The sequence below is a fragment of the Peribacillus sp. NJ11 genome (assembly GCF_030348405.1).
In the GTDB taxonomy this organism is placed as follows: Bacteria; Bacillota; Bacilli; order Bacillales; family DSM-1321; genus Peribacillus.
This window is the reverse complement of record NZ_JAUCFO010000001.1, coordinates 1,056,390-1,073,053: the sequence shown is the minus strand read 5'-3', so window position 1 is coordinate 1,073,053 and position 16,664 is coordinate 1,056,390. Positions and strand designations below refer to the sequence as shown.

Sequence of the window (16,664 nt, the reverse complement as noted above, 5' to 3'; positions counted from 1 at the left end):
TCCAATTATAGGCTTATTATGTCGAGAATTCGCCCTTTCCTTTTTAATATGGAATATGCATAATAGGTATTAATTTCCTTAATGAGAAGTGAATGGGTTGACAGCTTGATAACTATGTCTATATAATCACCGGGAGGAAGGAGGAGTTTTTCATTCTATTAAAAACTATGAAAAACCTTATTCCCAAACCTTTTGGGAAGAAGAGAATGGCAATTGCCATATGCAGTGCGATTCTTGTTTCTACAGCATTGGGAATACTTATCTATCAAGGAACAAAGCATACAGTCACAATTATGCTAGATGGAAAAAAAGAGGTAGTGCGGACACACGCGGCTACTGTAAATGATATGTTGAAAGATTTAGAGATTACCGTTCAAGCAGCAGACTATGTCCACCCATCAAGAAACACAGAGGTTGATGGTGATTTAGAGGTGGTTTGGAAGCCTGCACAAAAAATCGTCATGGTACAAGACGGTAAACCGAAGGAAGTTTGGTCCACTGCCGATACGGTAGACGAACTTTTAAAAGAACAAGATCTTAGTGTGAAGGAACATGATAAGATCACGCCTTCAAAAAATATGAAGCTGAAAGCGGATATGGAAGTTGCCATAGACAAAGCCTTTTCACTGAAATTAGTTGTAGGTGGGGAAGAAAAGCAGGTATGGTCAACTTCGACTACTGTCGCTGACTTTTTAAAGCAACAAGGAGTAAAGCTCAATGATTTGGACCGAGTTGAGCCAGAATTAGCCGAAAAAGTTGAAGCTGAGAATACGGTAAACGTAATTCGAATTGAAAAAGTCACCGATGTAGTGGAAGAACCAGTTGACTTTGCTGTCATAACTAAAAAAGATGACTCTTTATCAAAAGGGAAAGAGAAAGTTGTCAAAGAAGGAAAAGACGGACTGATTTCCAAAAAATATGAAGTTATTAAAGAAAATGGCAAAGAGGTCAAAAGAGAATTACTATCAGAAAAAGTAGTTAATAAAAAGCAGGATAAAGTTGTCACGGTCGGAACTCAAACGACGGTTGCCCAGGCATCACGCGGAGTAACTAACGTTAGTTCTTCAAGTGGAAAAGAAATATACGTATCATCAACGGCTTATACTGCCAGTTGTAAGGGCTGTTCCGGTGTCACGTCTACAGGCGTCGATCTAAAGAGTAATCCGGGAGCGAAAATCATAGCTGTCGATCCAAGTGTGATTCCTATGGGATCGAAAGTATATGTAGAGGGCTATGGCTATGCAGTGGCTGCTGACAAAGGCGGAGCAATAAAGGGAAATAGGATTGATGTCTTCTTTTCCTCAAAAGATGATGCCTATCGCTGGGGTGTAAAGAAAGTTAAGATTCGCGTATTGAACTAATAAGGTTTCTCTCGCAGGAGATGAATTCGTCTCCTGTTTTTTGACGTTTTATTTTCCATTTGTTGAAAAACCCTATATAAAACTGTTTTAATAAGATAGACGTCTCAATATTCCATAAGATTTCATAATCGTTTAAACTTTCATAAATGATGTTGACTGGTTTCATTCCTATGAAAATGGGTGGGTGTCTTACGGGGACCAGTTACGTTTATAAAGAGCCAATCAAAGCGCTTGCGCTTTTCTGTATGGAGGAAAACATGAAAAAGATTAAAGAAATTATTGTTGTAGAAGGTAAAGACGATACGGTAGCGATAAAAAGGGCTGTTAATGCTGATACAATAGAAACGAACGGTTCCGCGGTGAATGATTCCTGTATTGAGCAGGTGAGGCTTGCACAAAAGACACGTGGAGCCATCATTTTCACAGACCCTGATTTTCCTGGTCAAAAAATCAGGAATGCAATTTCAGAACAAGTAAAAGGCTGCAAACACGCCTTTTTAACGAAGAAGGAAGCCCTTCCTAAGTCAGGTAGAGGGATAGGAGTTGAACATGCTTCTCCTGAGGCAATTCGTAATGCTTTAAAGGATGCCCAACTAATGGATGAAGAGGCTTCAGAAGAGATTTCACAGCAGGATTTAATAGATGCAGGTTTAATTGGGGGATCCGGTGCCAAGGAACGAAGGGAAAAACTTGGATCTGTTTTGAAAATTGGGTTTACCAATGGTAAACAGTTATATAAGAGACTAAAAATGTTCCAAATATCAACTGAGGCTTTTGCTGAAGCGATGGTACAGATAAATCAGGAGGAAAAAAATGAATAAGGATATTGCAACCCCTGTCAGAACGAAAGATATATTAAAGAAGTACGGATTCTCTTTTAAAAAGAGCTTAGGTCAAAACTTTTTAATCGATACGAATATCTTGAAACGTATTGTCGAACATGCAAATTTGACAGAGGAAAGTGGTGCCATTGAAATTGGGCCGGGGATCGGCGCGCTGACGGAACAATTAGCGAAAAGCAGCAAAAAGGTTACGGCCTTTGAGATTGATCAGCGACTACTGCCGATCTTATCGGATACACTGTCTCCTTATAACAATGTAAACATCATTCACGGCGATGTTCTAAAAGCTGATGTTAAGAAGGTCATCGAGGAAGAATTTGCTGGCTTCTCGGACCTGATGGTTGTTGCAAACCTGCCTTACTATGTCACGACGCCCATCATTTTAAAGCTATTGTCCGAGGATCTGCCCATTAGAGGCATCGTGTGCATGCTGCAAAAGGAAGTGGCTGATCGAATTGCCGCTAAACCTGGGACAAAGGAATACGGTTCTTTATCCATTGCCATTCAATATTATACCGAAGCTGAAACAGTGATGATCGTACCCAAAACGGTATTCATGCCTCAACCTAATGTTGATTCAGCTGTAATCCGCCTTACTAGGCGGGTTAAGCCAATCGTCGAGGTCCTGGATGAGGATTTCCTCTTCATTGTGACCCGGGCGAGTTTTGCGCAGCGTCGGAAAACGATTTTAAACAACTTAACCAGTCAGCTGCCAGATGGTAAATCGAAAAAAGAACTCATACTTGCCGCTCTCGAAGTCGCGGAAGTTGATCCTTCCAGACGTGGTGAAACATTGAGTATCAAAGAATTTGGACGCTTGAGTGATGCGTTATTGCCAAATTTCAAATAAAGGTTATGTGAAAATTCAAAGTCGGAACGGGGTCACTCCCAGCTTCCGGCTTTTTTCATTTTTAAATTGGCCTACCATGAATGGAACGTAACCAAAATGTAGTCAATGCCACCTTTCACCATTCAAGAATGGTTCGCATAACTTAAGAATGAAAATAAACTAGGGCGGGCTGAAAATAAGTCTTCTCATGGGGTGGGGCCATGAATATTCAAATAAACGATATTGTTGGTCGGGTTTCTTATAAATGTGACGTGTTGTTCCGGGTAATCGATATCCATGATATTGACGGAAGACGCCAAGCTGTTCTTTATGGGGAAGATATCCGATTGATTGCAGATGCACCTTTTCAAGATTTAATAATCATAAATGATAATGAAAGACATGATCGGCAAAGGTCGAATGAGGTACTTCAAGAACAATCTTACCGCTTATTAACACAAGATTTAGAGTTACAACAACAAAAAAACGGCTATCAATCCAGTAATGGATATCGTTATAGCGGTGAATATTTTCAGATACCAGGCAGGGTCCTCCATGTTGATGGGGATGCATCATACTTAAGGAAATGCATGGATCTATATCAGAAATTCGGTATTCCGGTCAATGGTATCTATTGCAATGAAAAGGAAATGCCCCAAAGAATCGGGGGGTTATTGGACCACTATCGGCCGGATATCCTTGTTGTCACCGGTCATGATGCCTATTCAAAATCAAAAGGACCAATGTCCGATATCAACGCCTACCGTCACTCAAAGGATTTTGTACAGACAGTAAGAGAAGCGAGAAGAAAGGTTTCTCATTTAGACCAACTGATTATATTTGCCGGAGCTTGTCAATCGCATTTTGAATCGCTAATACAAGCGGGGGCAAACTTTGCAAGTTCCCCTTCCCGTGTTAATATACATGCTCTTGATCCAGTATATATTGTCGGAAAGATAAGCTTTACGCCTTTTTCTGAGCATATCCATGTATGGGATGTCCTTCGGAATACATTAACGGGAGAGAAGGGGTTAGGGGGAATTGAGACAAAAGGAGTGCTCCGGACCGGGTTGCCTTTCAAGCCATTTCAGGAAGAATGAACGAGCTGCATTTTGAAAGAATGCAGCTTGCTTTCATCGTGTCAGAATTCGGATATTATGACAAAATACCAGGGTTTTTGTTAAGTAATGACACTAGGTGAGGATTTAATTACGAAAATTCGGCTTATTGAATAATGAAATAGTTCGTTTACATAATTTTTCATTTCCCAGGATATAATAAAAATGTTCGCGATTTTGCCGAATTTCAGATAAAAATATATTGACTACATTTTTAAGTGCTGATATAATTTATTATTTTGTTTGCGTGTATTTGTAAATTGTGATATACTTAACTTAGTGAGGTGGACCGAAAATGCCAAAAACTCTAGCTGACATTAAAACTGCACTTGATTCAAACCTAGGTAAAAGATTGCTCTTAAAAGCAAACGGTGGAAGAAGAAAGACTGTAGAACGTTTTGGAACTTTGGCGGAAACTTATCCGGCTGTTTTTGTAATTGAGCTCGACCAAGATGAAAATGCGTTTGAAAGAGTATCTTACAGCTATGCGGATGTTTTAACGGAAACCGTAGAACTAACATTTTTAAACAAACAACAAGAGATGTAACTTAGAGGAGGCAGCGAACAATTATGTTTGCTGCTTTTTGTTTTGTATAAAATATCCTGTGAGCTCCAATAAAGGCTTAAAAAGGATGTAATGAAATAGCGTATGATGCAAAGACTAGGCATGTGACAGCATGTGAAAGGGGTTGTTTCGCTTGGGCAGGAAAAAAGGGATTATGTCAAATGATCTTAAAGAAGAATTGGCAAAAGAACTTGGATTTTACGATGTTGTCCAGAAAGAAGGCTGGGGAGGAATCCGGGCCAAGGACGCAGGAAACATGGTAAAACTTGCTATCGAAAAAGCACAACGTCAATTGGTGAACAAGGAGTAAGATAAAACACTTAATTGCATCATGCTGTCCTATTGAAGAAGCCAGACTCTTTATACAATGTATAGCCCTATTCATTTTTGCTTACATTGTAGATATGGAGTCTGGTTTTTTTTATGTATCGGTGATGCTATATGGATATGTAGCAAGTCTTTTGGGAAGCAGGAACGTGCTGCTCACCCCATGTGCCTACATGTGTCTATTCTCCTCTAAAGGTCAGTCTTAGCTTCATTACATTGAAATTACGATGAAAAAACCTTTAGAATATAAACAAATATGATAGAATAGGACAAGAACTTTTAAGAACGTTAAAGTAGGTGGACATATTGAAGCTTATGGAAAAAGCCCCGGCTAAAATTAATTTGGCTTTGGATGTGCTTTTCAAACGGCCTGATGGGTATCATGAGGTGGAAATGATCATGACGACAGTCGACCTTGCCGATAGAATTGAATTAAAGGAAATAAAGGGAAATCATATACAAATTCTATCCCATAATCGATTTGTTCCGGATGATCATCGGAATTTAGCTTATCAAGCCGCATTTATTCTAAAGGAACGTTTTGGAATCAATAAAGGTGTTTCTATAACTATAGAGAAAAATATACCTGTAGCCGCAGGACTTGCTGGTGGAAGCAGTGATGCCGCAGCTACGTTGAGAGGCTTAAATAGACTGTGGAAGCTTGGTCTTTCCATGGATGAACTTGCGGAAATAGGAGCTGAAATTGGCTCTGATGTTTCATTTTGTGTATATGGAGGTACGGCATTGGCCAGAGGGCGCGGGGAAAAAATCACGCATCTTCCTGCACCGCCAAAATGCTGGGTCATCTTGGCCAAACCGACAATCGGTGTTTCGACTGCTGATATATACAAAAGGCTCCAAATTTCAAAAATGGAGCATCCGGATGTACCTGGAATGATTTCGGCTATTAAGGAAAACAATTATCACGATGTATGTGGGGGATTGGGCAATGTTCTGGAACAAGTGACATTGCAGTTATACCCAGAGGTTGCGAACATTAAAGATCAAATGAAGACATTTGGAGCAGATTCGGTCTTGATGAGCGGAAGTGGTCCGACCGTTTTTGGTTTGGTGGAACATGATTCGCGCATGCAAAGAATTTATAATGGGCTTCGGGGATTTTGTGATCAAGTTTATGCGGTCCGTTTATTGGGTGATCGAAACAATCTTGAATAGAAACGTACATTAGTGGTATAGTTGCTATATAATATTCGGAATTCACAAAGGGGGTGTCTCAATGAAATTTCGTCGCAGCGAGAGGCTAGTCGATATGACCAATTATTTATTAGAACATCCGGGGGAATTGGTTTCACTGACTTATTTTGCTGAAAGGTACAGTTCGGCAAAGTCCTCAATCAGTGAAGATTTGACAATCATCAAGGATACCTTTGAACAACGCGGGATAGGATCTTTAACAACCGTTCCAGGTGCGGCTGGTGGAGTGAAATATATTGTGTCCATCAAGGAAGAAGAAACCAATGCTTTCATTGACGGATTATGCGATACGATCGCTAGTCCCGAAAGGCTACTTCCTGGCGGTTATCTATATATGACAGACATATTAGGACATCCGCAAACAGTGAATAAGGTTGGAAGGATAATCGCTTCAATGTATGCCAAGAAAAATGTCTCAGTCATCATGACAATGGCAACCAAAGGGATATCATTAGCATACGCCGTGGCAAATTATTTGAATGTTCCAGTTGTCATTGTAAGTAGAAATAATAAAGTAACGGAAGGTTCTACAGTGAGCATCAATTATGTTTCAGGCTCTTCAAAGAGGATTCAGACTATGGTACTCTCTAAGAGAAGCTTGGTTGAGGGTTCGAATGTATTGATTGTAGACGATTTCATGAAGGCTGGGGGTACCATTAACGGTATGGTCAGTTTATTGGATGAATTTAAGGCAACAGTTGCCGGAATAGCGGTGCTGGTCGAATCCGAACATACGGAGGAGTGCCTTGTCGAGGACTATGTTTCTTTAATCAAGTTGACACAGGTGGTCGAAAGAGACAAAAAAATCAAGGTCAGCCGTGGGAATTATTTTACGAAAAAGGAATAGGGGGAATCATTTCATGAAAACGATACATACGGATGAAGCACCGGCAGCGATCGGACCATATTCACAAGGCGTTATCGTGGATAAGTTATTTTTCAGTTCAGGACAGATCCCACTTACTGCTTCTGGTGAGATGATAACAGGGAATGTTAAGGAACAAACACACCAGGTCTTTAAGAATCTCCAAGCTGTATTGAAAGAAGCAGGAGCCTCATTGGAAACTGTTATTAAAGCTACTGTATTCATTAAAAGTATGGAAGATTTCGGTTCGATTAATGAAATATACGGAGAATATTTTTCTAATCATAAACCTGCTCGCTCATGTGTAGAGGTTGCCCGGCTTCCTAAAGATGCACTAGTGGAAATAGAAGTGGTTGCGCTCGTTAAATAAACGGGCGTTTTTTTTTATTTTTTAAGGGGAATTCGTAATGGGTAATTTTCCTGTAATATAAGGGGTATTTATAGTATTTTAGAAAACTAGGCTGAATTTTCTAAAAAAATTACAGATAATAGAAGGAGTTCCCGTTTTTTTGTTGAATATGTACTTTAAGTTTTAACAACAACAAAAAGGGATGGTGAGCTTAAATGGAAGTAACTGACGTAAGATTACGCCGTGTGAATACGGATGGTCGTATGAGAGCTATCGCATCAATTACACTGGATAATGAATTTGTGGTTCATGATATTCGTGTGATCGACGGAAACAATGGTTTATTTGTAGCAATGCCAAGTAAACGAACTCCAGATGGAGAATTCCGGGATATCGCTCATCCAATCAATTCCTCGACACGCGGGAAAATTCAAGAAGCTGTCTTGACAGAATATCACCGATTGGGAGAACTTGAAACTGAACTAGAGGAAGCTGGAGCAGGTGCTTCTTAATTAACTTACCTTTAAACTTTTATTTTATAATTCGTGCATCTAGAGCCTACTTCATTAGTAGTGCTCTTTTTTATTTTATTCTGAAACGATAAGTTTAGAACTTATTCCCTTTCCATCTAGTAATTTTACTAAAATGGTATATATTATGATGCCATCTTCAATGGTTTAAGTACCCCTCCTTTTTATTTTTCAAACCTTTTTATACATCCTGATATATTAAAATCCCTGTAAGCGGATGGAAGGAATACCATTTATGAAAATTATCATAACCTCCAATGACGTGAATATGAGATGAATCGGCAACCTGATATCGGAATGGGAGTTAACAACGGATGCAGTGCTTCCTAATGGCCTGTACATAGGGCGTAGTGCAATCATGGTATGTTTTGGGATGATGGGGGGTGACTGGTGTTAACAGGGGAAGAAGGCGCGATTTCTGTATTATGCTAATAATGAAAATGACATTGATCAAGCAAATATTATTATTTGAATGATTAAAAAGACTGCTAACAGATCCAATAATAACGTTTGAAGGAAGTCGGAATTTGAATTTTTTCTTACCTTCGCGGTTGACAATTATATGTACTTTTAATTGTTACCTTGAAAAGAATCACTATATGAGATAATATTTTTAGTGGATAAAAAGGTGAAAATGGAGGCCTGTTATGAGTAATCGCTATGCAATAATATTGGCCGCTGGGCAAGGTACTAGGATGAAATCTAAGCTTTATAAGGTTTTGCACCCTGTTTGCGGGAAACCAATGGTACAACATGTTATCGATCAAGTCAATCAACTTCAAATAGAAGATATTGTAACAGTCATTGGCCATGGAGCTGAAAAAGTTCAAGAACAACTTGGTGATTCATGCAAGTATGCCTTACAAGATCAGCAATTAGGTACGGCACATGCTGTAATGCAAGCGGAAAGCGTTTTATCCGTTAAAAGTGGAACGACCCTTGTGATTTGCGGTGATACGCCTTTGATCAAAGCGGAAACGATGAAAGAGCTTATAGCATTGCATGAGCAAAGTCAGGCGAAAGCAACAATCTTAACAGCATATGCAGATAACCCAGCTGGCTATGGAAGGGTCCTTCGAGGTGAAGGCGGACTTGTAGAAAAAATCGTCGAGCATAAGGATGCCACTGATGAAGAAAGATATGTTAAGGAAATAAATACCGGTACATATTGCTTCGATAACCAAGCATTATTTAGCGCGCTGAAAAAGGTTTCAAATGAAAATGTCCAGGGAGAATATTACTTACCGGATGTTATTGAAATTTTAAAAGAAGAAGGGGAAGTGGTGACGGCCTTCCAATCCAGTGATTTCGAAGAGACATTAGGTGTAAATGACCGAGTGGCTTTATCGCAGGCTGAGCATATTTTACGGAAACGCATTAATGAATCGCATATGAGGAATGGCGTAACGATCGTCGATCCGCTTACAACGTTCATTGAAGCGGATGTGCAAATCGGACAGGATACGGTCATTAACCCTGGGTCATTCATAAAAGGAAAAAGTATTATCGGACAGGATTGCTTGATTGGCCCGAATACGGAAATCAGTAATTGTGAAATCGGTGATGGAACGGAAGTCCTACAATCGGTTGTACACGAAAGCAATATTGGAAGTTTTGTTAAAATCGGTCCTTTCGCACATGTTAGACCTCAATCAGATATTAAGGATTCCGTTAAAATCGGTAATTTTGTCGAAATTAAAAAGGCCGTTTTTGGCAAAGGAAGCAAGGCCTCTCATTTGAGTTATATTGGCGATGCAGAGGTTGGGGAGAATGTTAATATAGGCTGCGGATCTATTACCGTGAATTATGATGGGAAAAATAAACATTCGACGAAGATTGAAGACAATGTCTTCATAGGCTGCAATTCTAATCTAGTTGCACCTGTGACGATAGGAGAAGGAGCATATGTGGCTGCTGGGTCAACCATCACACAAGATGTACCGCAGGAAGCCCTATCCGTTGCTCGGGCTCGTCAAGTTAACAAAGAAGATTATGTCAAGAATTTGAAATTCAATAAATAACCGACGGAGGTCATCATGTCAAATCAGTATTTAGATCCTAATTTAAAAGTATTCTCTTTAAATTCAAACTTCGATTTAGCACAAGAAATCGCTGCTGCAATCGGTGTTGAACTTGGAAAATGTAGCGTAACAAGTTTCAGTGACGGTGAAGTTCAGATTAATATTGAAGAAAGTATTCGTGGCTGTGACGTTTACGTAATCCAATCAACAAGCCAACCAGTCAATGAAAATTTAATGGAACTTTTAATTATGATCGATGCTCTTAAACGTGCTTCAGCTAAAACGATCAATATTGTAATGCCATATTACGGTTATGCCCGACAAGATCGTAAAGCACGTGCACGTGAACCAATTACAGCTAAACTTGTCGCAAATCTTTTAGAAACTGCTGGTGCACACCGTGTAATCACATTAGATCTTCACGCGCCACAAATTCAAGGTTTCTTCGATATTCTGATCGATCACCTTGTTGCTGTTCCAATTTTAGCTGATTTCTTCAAGGAAAAAGATTTAAGTGATATCGTCATCGTTTCCCCTGATCATGGTGGGGTTACACGGGCTCGTAAAATGGCGGATCGCCTAAAAGCACCGATTGCCATTATCGATAAGCGCCGCCCAAGACCGAACGTGGCTGAAGTCATGAACATCATTGGTAATATTGAAGGGAAGACAGCAATACTGATTGATGACATCATCGATACCGCAGGCACTATTACACTAGCGGCCAATGCCCTTGTAGAGAATGGTGCTAAAGCAGTGTATGCTTGTTGTACACACCCAGTCCTTTCAGGTCCTGCCATCGAAAGGATTCAAAATTCAACGATTAAGGAATTGGTCGTGACTAACACGATTGCCCTATCTGAAGATAAGAAAATCGATAAAATTGTTGGACTCTCTGTAGCACCTTTGATCGCAGAGGCGATTATTCGTGTCCATGAGGAACAATCAGTCAGCACATTATTCGATTGATAATAAAATAAACGAAAACACGGCGGGCCTTCGGGCTCGCCGTGTTTTCGTTTAAAAGTTTCAGAAAATATTTAATTCTTAGTTGACAGATATGAATACTAATAATAAAATGACTATACAAATATTCAATTCATATTTTCTGAAATGAAAAACTGTACTAACGCAAGTGCATACTGGTTAGCGCCGATCGGACTACCGAAGGCTCCTTTTCACTTACCATTGAACATTAGGCATCTTTTTGCCCTATTGTCCTATTGGTTAAGGAAAGGAGCCTTTTATTTTTATATAAATAGTTTAAGAAGGGTGTGCAGAATATGAAGAAAAAACGAAATTTGTGGCTGATTTCCATTATTAGCATCTTCATGCTGATATTAAGTGGATGTGGACAGGAAAAGAACAGTTCCAAAAGTGCTGACGCAAAAGAAACGGATAAGACCATTCGAATCGGTTATCAAAAATTCGGGACATTAAATATTTTAAAATCCAAAGGGGAGCTGGAAACACATTTAAAAGAATTGGGATATACCGTCGATTGGACTGAATTCCCTGCGGGACCTCAGCTACTTGAAGCCTTGAATGTCGGCAGCCTTGATTTTGGGCACACAGGGGAGGCGCCACCGATATTTGCACAGGCAGCCAATGCACCACTTGTCTACATTGCTAATCAGCCCGCAAACCCTTCAGGAGAGGCTATAGTCGTGCAAAAGGATTCATCCATTAAAAATGTGAAAGATTTAAAAGGTAAGAAGGTTGGCTTGAATAAAGGTTCAAATGTTCATTACCTATTGGTCAAAGCTTTAGAGGAAGCAGGTCTTACTCTTGATGACATTCAGCCCGTCTACTTGCCACCGGCTGATGCGAGAGCCGCTTTTGAAGGAAACCAAATCGATGCCTGGGTAATATGGGACCCATTTTTATCAGCGGCGGAATTGGAACTTAAAACGAAAACGATTCAGGATGGAGAAGGACTAGTGGCGAATCGTGAATTCTTTTTGGCAACTGATTCATTTTCCGAGAACGAAGAGGCTTTGAAAATCATCAAAGAAGAACTGATAAAGGTTGATAAATGGATTGAAGAAAACCCAAGCGACGTCGCTGAATTTTTATCTCCAGAAATTGGGATTAGTGTGGAAGCATTAGAAAAAACATTAAAAAGAAAAGAATATGGACTTGAGGAGATTTCCAGTACGGTTTTGGATGATCAACAAAAGATTGCCGATACATTTTTTAATCTTAAATTAATTCCAAGCAAGATTAATGTTCTAGATGCATCTGCAGATGTTAAAAAAAATTAAGGGGGAAATAAAATGAAAGTATTTTGGTTTTTGCCATCACATGGAGAAAGTCGCTATTTAGGATCGACAAAGGGAGGGAGGGCGATTACACTCCCTTATTTAAAACAAATAGCACAGGCAGTCGATCATTTAGGTTTTGAAGGGGCTTTGCTTCCAACAGGTCGGTCTTGTGAGGACGCTTGGGTGGTGGGTTCTTCATTGATTTCCGCAACGGAAAGAATGAAATTTTTAGTTGCGATTCGTCCAGGTTTAATGTCGCCAACCTTAGCTGCGCGTATGGCTTCAAGCTTCGACAGGTTGTCGAATGGCCGTCTCTTGATCAATGTAGTAACTGGGGGTGACCCAGTTGAATTGGCAGGTGATGGCGTGTTTCTAAATCATAAGGAACGCTATGAGCAAACAGATGAATTTCTCGATATCTGGAGAAAGGAAATATCCGGTGAGAGAGTGGACTTTGAAGGGGAGCACTTAAAGGTTGAAGGTGGAAATATTCTGTTGCCACCTGTACAAAAACCGTACCCACCGCTATATTTCGGAGGTTCATCCGATCCAGCCATCGATATATCAGGAAAGCATATTGATGTGTACTTGACCTGGGGTGAGCCGCCGGTGCAAGTGGCTGAAAAAATTGAAAAGGTACGTAAAAAAGCAGCAGAGTATGGGCGTGAAGTCAGATTCGGCATTCGCATGCATGTCATTGTAAGAGAAACGGAAGAAGAAGCTTGGCAGGCAGCGGAGGAACTCATTAAATATGTGGATGATGAAATGATTGAAAATTCACAAAAGATTTTTGGGCGATTTGATTCGGTGGGCCAGAAGCGGATGTCGCAACTTCATAATGGAAACAGGGATTCACTCGAAATTAGTCCAAACTTATGGGCGGGTGTAGGTCTTGTGCGCGGGGGTGCCGGTACAGCACTAGTCGGAAGTGCAGAAAATGTTGCCGCCAGAATGAAGGAATATGAAGAAATCGGAATAGAATCCTTCGTTTTATCTGGGTACCCTCACCTGGAAGAAGCGTACCGTGTTGCGGAATTATTATTCCCTTTACTCCCTGTCGAACAGCTGCAAGTTCCCGTTTCGAAAGCGACGAGTCCGTTCGGGGAAATACTGGCGAATGACCACTACCCTACAAAAGGAAGTGAAATTGAAGATGCAGAAGTTAAACAAAAAGTTCAATAGGTTCCACCTCATATCATGGCTTGTGCCCATTCTGCTATTGGTAACTTGGCAGCTCCTTTCTTTGTGGGGGATTCTGTCGGAACGGATATTGCCTGCCCCGACTGAAGTCTTTCAAGCTGGCGTCACTTTATTGAAAACAGGGGAACTTATAGATTATATCGGCATCAGTGCTCAGCGGGCCTTCATCGGCTTTTTAATCGGCGGGATTATTGGTTTTGTACTAGGGTTGTTAAATGGGTTATCATCCATTGCTGAAAGCCTATTCGATACATCGCTTCAGATGTTGCGTAACATTCCGCATTTAGCTTTAATACCACTGGTGATCCTATGGTTTGGTATAGAAGAAGAAGCGAAAATTTTCCTTGTCGCTTTAGGGGTTCTATTTCCCATCTATTTAAATACATTTCATGGAGTGAAATCGGTGGATAAGGATTTAATTGAAGCGGCAAGGGTTTATGGGTTAAGTGGTCTTTCTTTATTCTGGAATGTGATCCTCCCTGCAGCCTTTCCATCCATTTTGGTGGGTATCCGCTTCTCCCTTGGAATCATGTGGGTCACATTAATTGTCGCAGAAACAATATCCGCTAATTCCGGAATAGGATATATGGCTATGAATGCCCGGGAATTCATGAGGATGGATATTGTTGTTCTCAGTATTCTCTTATATGCATTATTAGGAAAAATATCGGACGTTGCGGCCAAATTAATTGAAAAAAGATGCTTAAAGTGGCATCCATCATACCAATGAGGAGGTCATTAATATGATAAATGGAAATTCGTTGGAATTGCAGGGCGTAAGAAAGGGTTTTGGGGAGTTTGAAGTTTTAAAGGGAATGGATCTCACTTTTAAAAAAGGGGAATTCGTAGCCATTGTCGGTAAGAGTGGATGTGGAAAGAGCACCTTGCTGCGCCTTGTGGCAGGACTGGAAAAGCCGACGGGCGGGAAGATACTGGTGAATGGAAGACCATTGAATGGATTGAATAAATCGTCACGTACGATGTTTCAGGATGGAAGGCTTTTTCCTTGGAAAAGAATCCTTCAAAATATTGGTGTCGGCTTAAAAGGGGATTGGAAGTCAAACGCTATGGAATTACTGGAACAAGTGGGCCTTGCAGATCGAGCAAATGATTGGCCGTCCGTTTTATCTGGTGGGCAGAAGCAAAGGATAGCCTTAGCGAGGGCATTGGTGAACCAACCTGACATTCTCCTCTTGGATGAGCCGTTAGGGGCATTGGATGCTTTGACAAGAATTGGCATGCAAAGGCTGATTGAAGAATTATGGAGGAAAAGGAATTTTACTGCCATACTTGTTACACATGATGTTGAAGAAGCGGTACTGCTTGCCGACCGTGTCATATTAATTGAAGAAGGCAAAGTCGCAATGAATAAGGAAATCAATCTGCCGAGACCACGGAAAAAGGATAGCATTCAATATTCCTCACTAGCAGCCCAAATCCTTAACCGAGTCATGCAAGTTGAGGGGGAAAGGGAAAACAAAGCGATTCACGCTTAAATTCAAGAAAAAAGATTTTACGGTGAATTCCTATGTTTACCATATGTTTAGCCTCTTGTGGCAGCCTTCGGATTTTACCTTCCATGTTTAATGATTCGCCATTTAGGGAAATGTTAAATATAGAGAGACTTGTAATTCATATTTAGGAAGGCGGAGGATGTATGAGTAATATATTAGCTGCAAAAGAACGTACGGATTCAAAACACTCTAATTTAAGGAATTTGAGGGAAAGCGGGGAAATCCCAGCGATAGTATATGGCAATAAAAATGACAGTACAGCCATTTCAGTCAATAATATTGAGCTTCAAAAGACAATCAAGGAAATAGGCCGTAATGGTATCATTTCTTTGGACTTGGAAGGAACGAGTTATAAAGTCATGCTCTCTGACTATCAAAAGGATCCTATAAAGAACTCCATTTATCATGCAGACTTTTTAATTGTAGATATGTCCGCTCAATTACAGGCACAAGTTCGCATTAACCTTGTCGGAGTTTGTAAAGGCGTGAAAGACGGTGGGGTCCTTCAGCAGTCTCTTCATGAAGTGACGGTTACGGCTAAACCAAATGACATTCCTGACTCCATCGATGTTGACGTTACCGAACTTCAGGTAGGGGATACAATCTACATATCTGATATCCAAACGAATAAGCAAGTTACAATCGACAACGATGGTGAGGAAGTAGTTGCATCTGTTTTGGCTCCTCGTCAGGAAGAGGAAATAAGTACAGGTGAACAGCAAGATGGCGGTATCCCTGAAAATGAAGAGGGCAGGGAAACCAAGGCATCACCAGAGTCATGATGCAGGGATTAAACAAGTGAATCGTGATATAATAGGCGTAGCTCTTAATGAGTTACGTCTTTTCAATCTCTGGATGCGTCAATTTAAACAGGTCCATTTTCCGGAACTGATTCCTTTAATTAGGGTTTTTTTCTAATTAGTTCTCCGGTCGCTTGCAGGCCAGCTTGAAATTAGGGTACTATTTTTCTAAGGTCAATAAGCTTGGAAAAACTTCGTCCCAACGTAACTCCCTAAATAACCGTAATGACGGAGTGTGAATCATGAAAATTATTGTAGGGTTAGGGAACCCAGGTAAACAATATGAAAAAACTCGGCATAACGTCGGCTTTGAAGTAATAGATGAGTTATCCAGAAAATGGTCAATTCCACTTGATCAAGCAAAACACAAGGGTATCTATGGTGTAGGAATGGTAAAGGGAGAAAAAGTTTTATTGCTTAAACCCTTAACTTACATGAATTTATCAGGAGAATCCATTTCGGCTGTCATGCATTTCTTTAAGGTGGATATCGCGGATGTGGTCATTATATATGATGACCTTGATTTGCCTCCAGGGAAGCTTCGCCTTCGTCAAAAAGGAAGTGCAGGCGGTCATAATGGGATAAAATCTTCAATTGCCCATTTGGGTACGCAAGAATTCAATCGCATCAGAATAGGCATTGGCCGCCCGATTGGCCGTATTCCAGTACCTGATTATGTATTAGGACGTTTTTCGCCTGAAGAATGGGATCATGTAGGGGCAACGATCGAAAAAAGCGCGGCTTCTTGTGAAGCTTGGATGGAAAAACCATTTATACAGGTCATGAACGAATATAACCAATAAGCAAAGAGTAGATATAAGTAAAGAATAATATCTTCCTGTTTCGCTGAATAAATCCCCTCTA

The 16,664-nt window shown here is 40.4% G+C and carries 18 protein-coding genes; all 18 read left to right on the top strand.

Annotated features, from left to right (window positions below; genetic code table 11):
- Positions 1–206 precede the first annotated feature (206 nt).
- The gene (locus tag QUF86_RS05270) at positions 207–1,361 is read left to right on the top strand and encodes a G5 and 3D domain-containing protein (protein WP_289314101.1); all 1,155 of its coding nucleotides are present in this window, start codon (positions 207–209) and stop codon (positions 1,359–1,361) included.
- Positions 1,362–1,618: 257 nt separating this feature from the next.
- The gene (rnmV, locus tag QUF86_RS05265; RefSeq protein WP_289314100.1) at positions 1,619–2,182 is read left to right on the top strand and encodes a ribonuclease M5; all 564 of its coding nucleotides are present in this window, start codon (positions 1,619–1,621) and stop codon (positions 2,180–2,182) included.
- Positions 2,175–3,053 (top strand): 16S rRNA (adenine(1518)-N(6)/adenine(1519)-N(6))-dimethyltransferase RsmA, encoded by an 879-nt coding sequence (gene rsmA, locus QUF86_RS05260; RefSeq protein ID WP_289333749.1) that lies wholly within the window; start codon positions 2,175–2,177, stop codon positions 3,051–3,053. Before rnmV ends, rsmA begins: the two co-directional genes overlap by 8 nt.
- 200 nt (positions 3,054–3,253) lie before the next feature.
- Entirely contained in the window at positions 3,254–4,132 is an 879-nt protein-coding gene (gene yabG, locus QUF86_RS05255) for a sporulation peptidase YabG (RefSeq protein WP_289314098.1), read from the top strand.
- Positions 4,133–4,445: 313 nt separating this feature from the next.
- Positions 4,446–4,697, top strand: coding sequence for a biofilm formation stimulator Veg (veg, locus tag QUF86_RS05250; protein ID WP_034316343.1), 252 nt, complete (start codon positions 4,446–4,448; stop codon positions 4,695–4,697).
- 151 nt (positions 4,698–4,848) lie between these two features.
- Positions 4,849–5,025 (top strand): small, acid-soluble spore protein, alpha/beta type, encoded by a 177-nt coding sequence (locus QUF86_RS05245; protein ID WP_089364277.1) that lies wholly within the window; start codon positions 4,849–4,851, stop codon positions 5,023–5,025.
- Between the two features lie 323 nt (positions 5,026–5,348).
- Complete coding sequence (ispE, locus tag QUF86_RS05240) at positions 5,349–6,218, top strand: 4-(cytidine 5'-diphospho)-2-C-methyl-D-erythritol kinase (protein ID WP_289314097.1); 870 nt, start codon at positions 5,349–5,351, stop codon at positions 6,216–6,218.
- A gap of 61 nt (positions 6,219–6,279) precedes the next feature.
- Entirely contained in the window at positions 6,280–7,104 is an 825-nt protein-coding gene (purR, locus tag QUF86_RS05235; protein WP_289314096.1) for a pur operon repressor, read from the top strand.
- 13 nt (positions 7,105–7,117) lie between these two features.
- Positions 7,118–7,492, top strand: a complete 375-nt coding sequence (locus QUF86_RS05230) for a RidA family protein (protein WP_289314095.1) — start codon at positions 7,118–7,120, stop codon at positions 7,490–7,492.
- 194 nt (positions 7,493–7,686) lie between these two features.
- Positions 7,687–7,983 (top strand): septation regulator SpoVG, encoded by a 297-nt coding sequence (gene spoVG / locus QUF86_RS05225; RefSeq protein WP_034316332.1) that lies wholly within the window; start codon positions 7,687–7,689, stop codon positions 7,981–7,983.
- A 665-nt stretch (positions 7,984–8,648) separates the two neighbouring features.
- Positions 8,649–10,022, top strand: coding sequence for a bifunctional UDP-N-acetylglucosamine diphosphorylase/glucosamine-1-phosphate N-acetyltransferase GlmU (glmU, locus tag QUF86_RS05220; protein ID WP_289333748.1), 1,374 nt, complete (start codon positions 8,649–8,651; stop codon positions 10,020–10,022).
- Between the two features lie 15 nt (positions 10,023–10,037).
- Positions 10,038–10,991 carry a ribose-phosphate diphosphokinase gene (locus tag QUF86_RS05215; RefSeq protein WP_289314093.1) on the top strand — a complete coding sequence of 318 codons (954 nt, stop codon included), beginning with the start codon at positions 10,038–10,040 and terminating at the stop codon, positions 10,989–10,991.
- Positions 10,992–11,305: 314 nt separating this feature from the next.
- A complete protein-coding gene (locus QUF86_RS05210) occupies positions 11,306–12,286 on the top strand; it encodes a sulfonate ABC transporter substrate-binding protein (protein ID WP_289333747.1) in 981 nt (326 codons plus the stop codon).
- Between the two features lie 12 nt (positions 12,287–12,298).
- Entirely contained in the window at positions 12,299–13,468 is a 1,170-nt protein-coding gene (ssuD, locus tag QUF86_RS05205; protein ID WP_289333746.1) for an FMNH2-dependent alkanesulfonate monooxygenase, read from the top strand.
- The gene (gene ssuC / locus QUF86_RS05200; protein ID WP_289314090.1) at positions 13,440–14,216 is read left to right on the top strand and encodes an aliphatic sulfonate ABC transporter permease SsuC; all 777 of its coding nucleotides are present in this window, start codon (positions 13,440–13,442) and stop codon (positions 14,214–14,216) included. The genes ssuD and ssuC overlap by 29 nt, the downstream gene beginning before the upstream one ends.
- A 13-nt stretch (positions 14,217–14,229) precedes the next feature.
- Entirely contained in the window at positions 14,230–14,982 is a 753-nt protein-coding gene (locus QUF86_RS05195; protein ID WP_289333745.1) for an ATP-binding cassette domain-containing protein, read from the top strand.
- A 161-nt stretch (positions 14,983–15,143) separates the two neighbouring features.
- Complete coding sequence (locus tag QUF86_RS05190; protein WP_289314088.1) at positions 15,144–15,782, top strand: 50S ribosomal protein L25/general stress protein Ctc; 639 nt, start codon at positions 15,144–15,146, stop codon at positions 15,780–15,782.
- Between the two features lie 260 nt (positions 15,783–16,042).
- Positions 16,043–16,603: an aminoacyl-tRNA hydrolase gene (gene pth / locus QUF86_RS05185; RefSeq protein WP_289314087.1), complete on the top strand. Its 561-nt coding sequence runs from the start codon at positions 16,043–16,045 to the stop codon at positions 16,601–16,603.
- Positions 16,604–16,664 lie beyond the last annotated feature (61 nt).

What these genes read in the sequence shown, in the direction of transcription:
- QUF86_RS05270 (WP_289314101.1), top strand. Translation starts at nt 207, where the DNA reads ATGGCAATTGCCATATGCAGTGCGATTCTTGTTTCTACAGCATTGGGA.
- rnmV (WP_289314100.1), top strand. Translation starts at nt 1,619, where the DNA reads ATGAAAAAGATTAAAGAAATTATTGTTGTAGAAGGTAAAGACGATACG.
- rsmA (WP_289333749.1), top strand. Translation starts at nt 2,175, where the DNA reads ATGAATAAGGATATTGCAACCCCTGTCAGAACGAAAGATATATTAAAG.
- yabG (WP_289314098.1), top strand. Translation starts at nt 3,254, where the DNA reads ATGAATATTCAAATAAACGATATTGTTGGTCGGGTTTCTTATAAATGT.
- veg (WP_034316343.1), top strand. Translation starts at nt 4,446, where the DNA reads ATGCCAAAAACTCTAGCTGACATTAAAACTGCACTTGATTCAAACCTA.
- purR (WP_289314096.1), top strand. Translation starts at nt 6,280, where the DNA reads ATGAAATTTCGTCGCAGCGAGAGGCTAGTCGATATGACCAATTATTTA.
- QUF86_RS05230 (WP_289314095.1), top strand. Translation starts at nt 7,118, where the DNA reads ATGAAAACGATACATACGGATGAAGCACCGGCAGCGATCGGACCATAT.
- spoVG (WP_034316332.1), top strand. Translation starts at nt 7,687, where the DNA reads ATGGAAGTAACTGACGTAAGATTACGCCGTGTGAATACGGATGGTCGT.
- glmU (WP_289333748.1), top strand. Translation starts at nt 8,649, where the DNA reads ATGAGTAATCGCTATGCAATAATATTGGCCGCTGGGCAAGGTACTAGG.
- QUF86_RS05215 (WP_289314093.1), top strand. Translation starts at nt 10,038, where the DNA reads ATGTCAAATCAGTATTTAGATCCTAATTTAAAAGTATTCTCTTTAAAT.
- QUF86_RS05210 (WP_289333747.1), top strand. Translation starts at nt 11,306, where the DNA reads ATGAAGAAAAAACGAAATTTGTGGCTGATTTCCATTATTAGCATCTTC.
- ssuD (WP_289333746.1), top strand. Translation starts at nt 12,299, where the DNA reads ATGAAAGTATTTTGGTTTTTGCCATCACATGGAGAAAGTCGCTATTTA.
- ssuC (WP_289314090.1), top strand. Translation starts at nt 13,440, where the DNA reads ATGCAGAAGTTAAACAAAAAGTTCAATAGGTTCCACCTCATATCATGG.
- QUF86_RS05195 (WP_289333745.1), top strand. Translation starts at nt 14,230, where the DNA reads ATGATAAATGGAAATTCGTTGGAATTGCAGGGCGTAAGAAAGGGTTTT.
- QUF86_RS05190 (WP_289314088.1), top strand. Translation starts at nt 15,144, where the DNA reads ATGAGTAATATATTAGCTGCAAAAGAACGTACGGATTCAAAACACTCT.
- pth (WP_289314087.1), top strand. Translation starts at nt 16,043, where the DNA reads ATGAAAATTATTGTAGGGTTAGGGAACCCAGGTAAACAATATGAAAAA.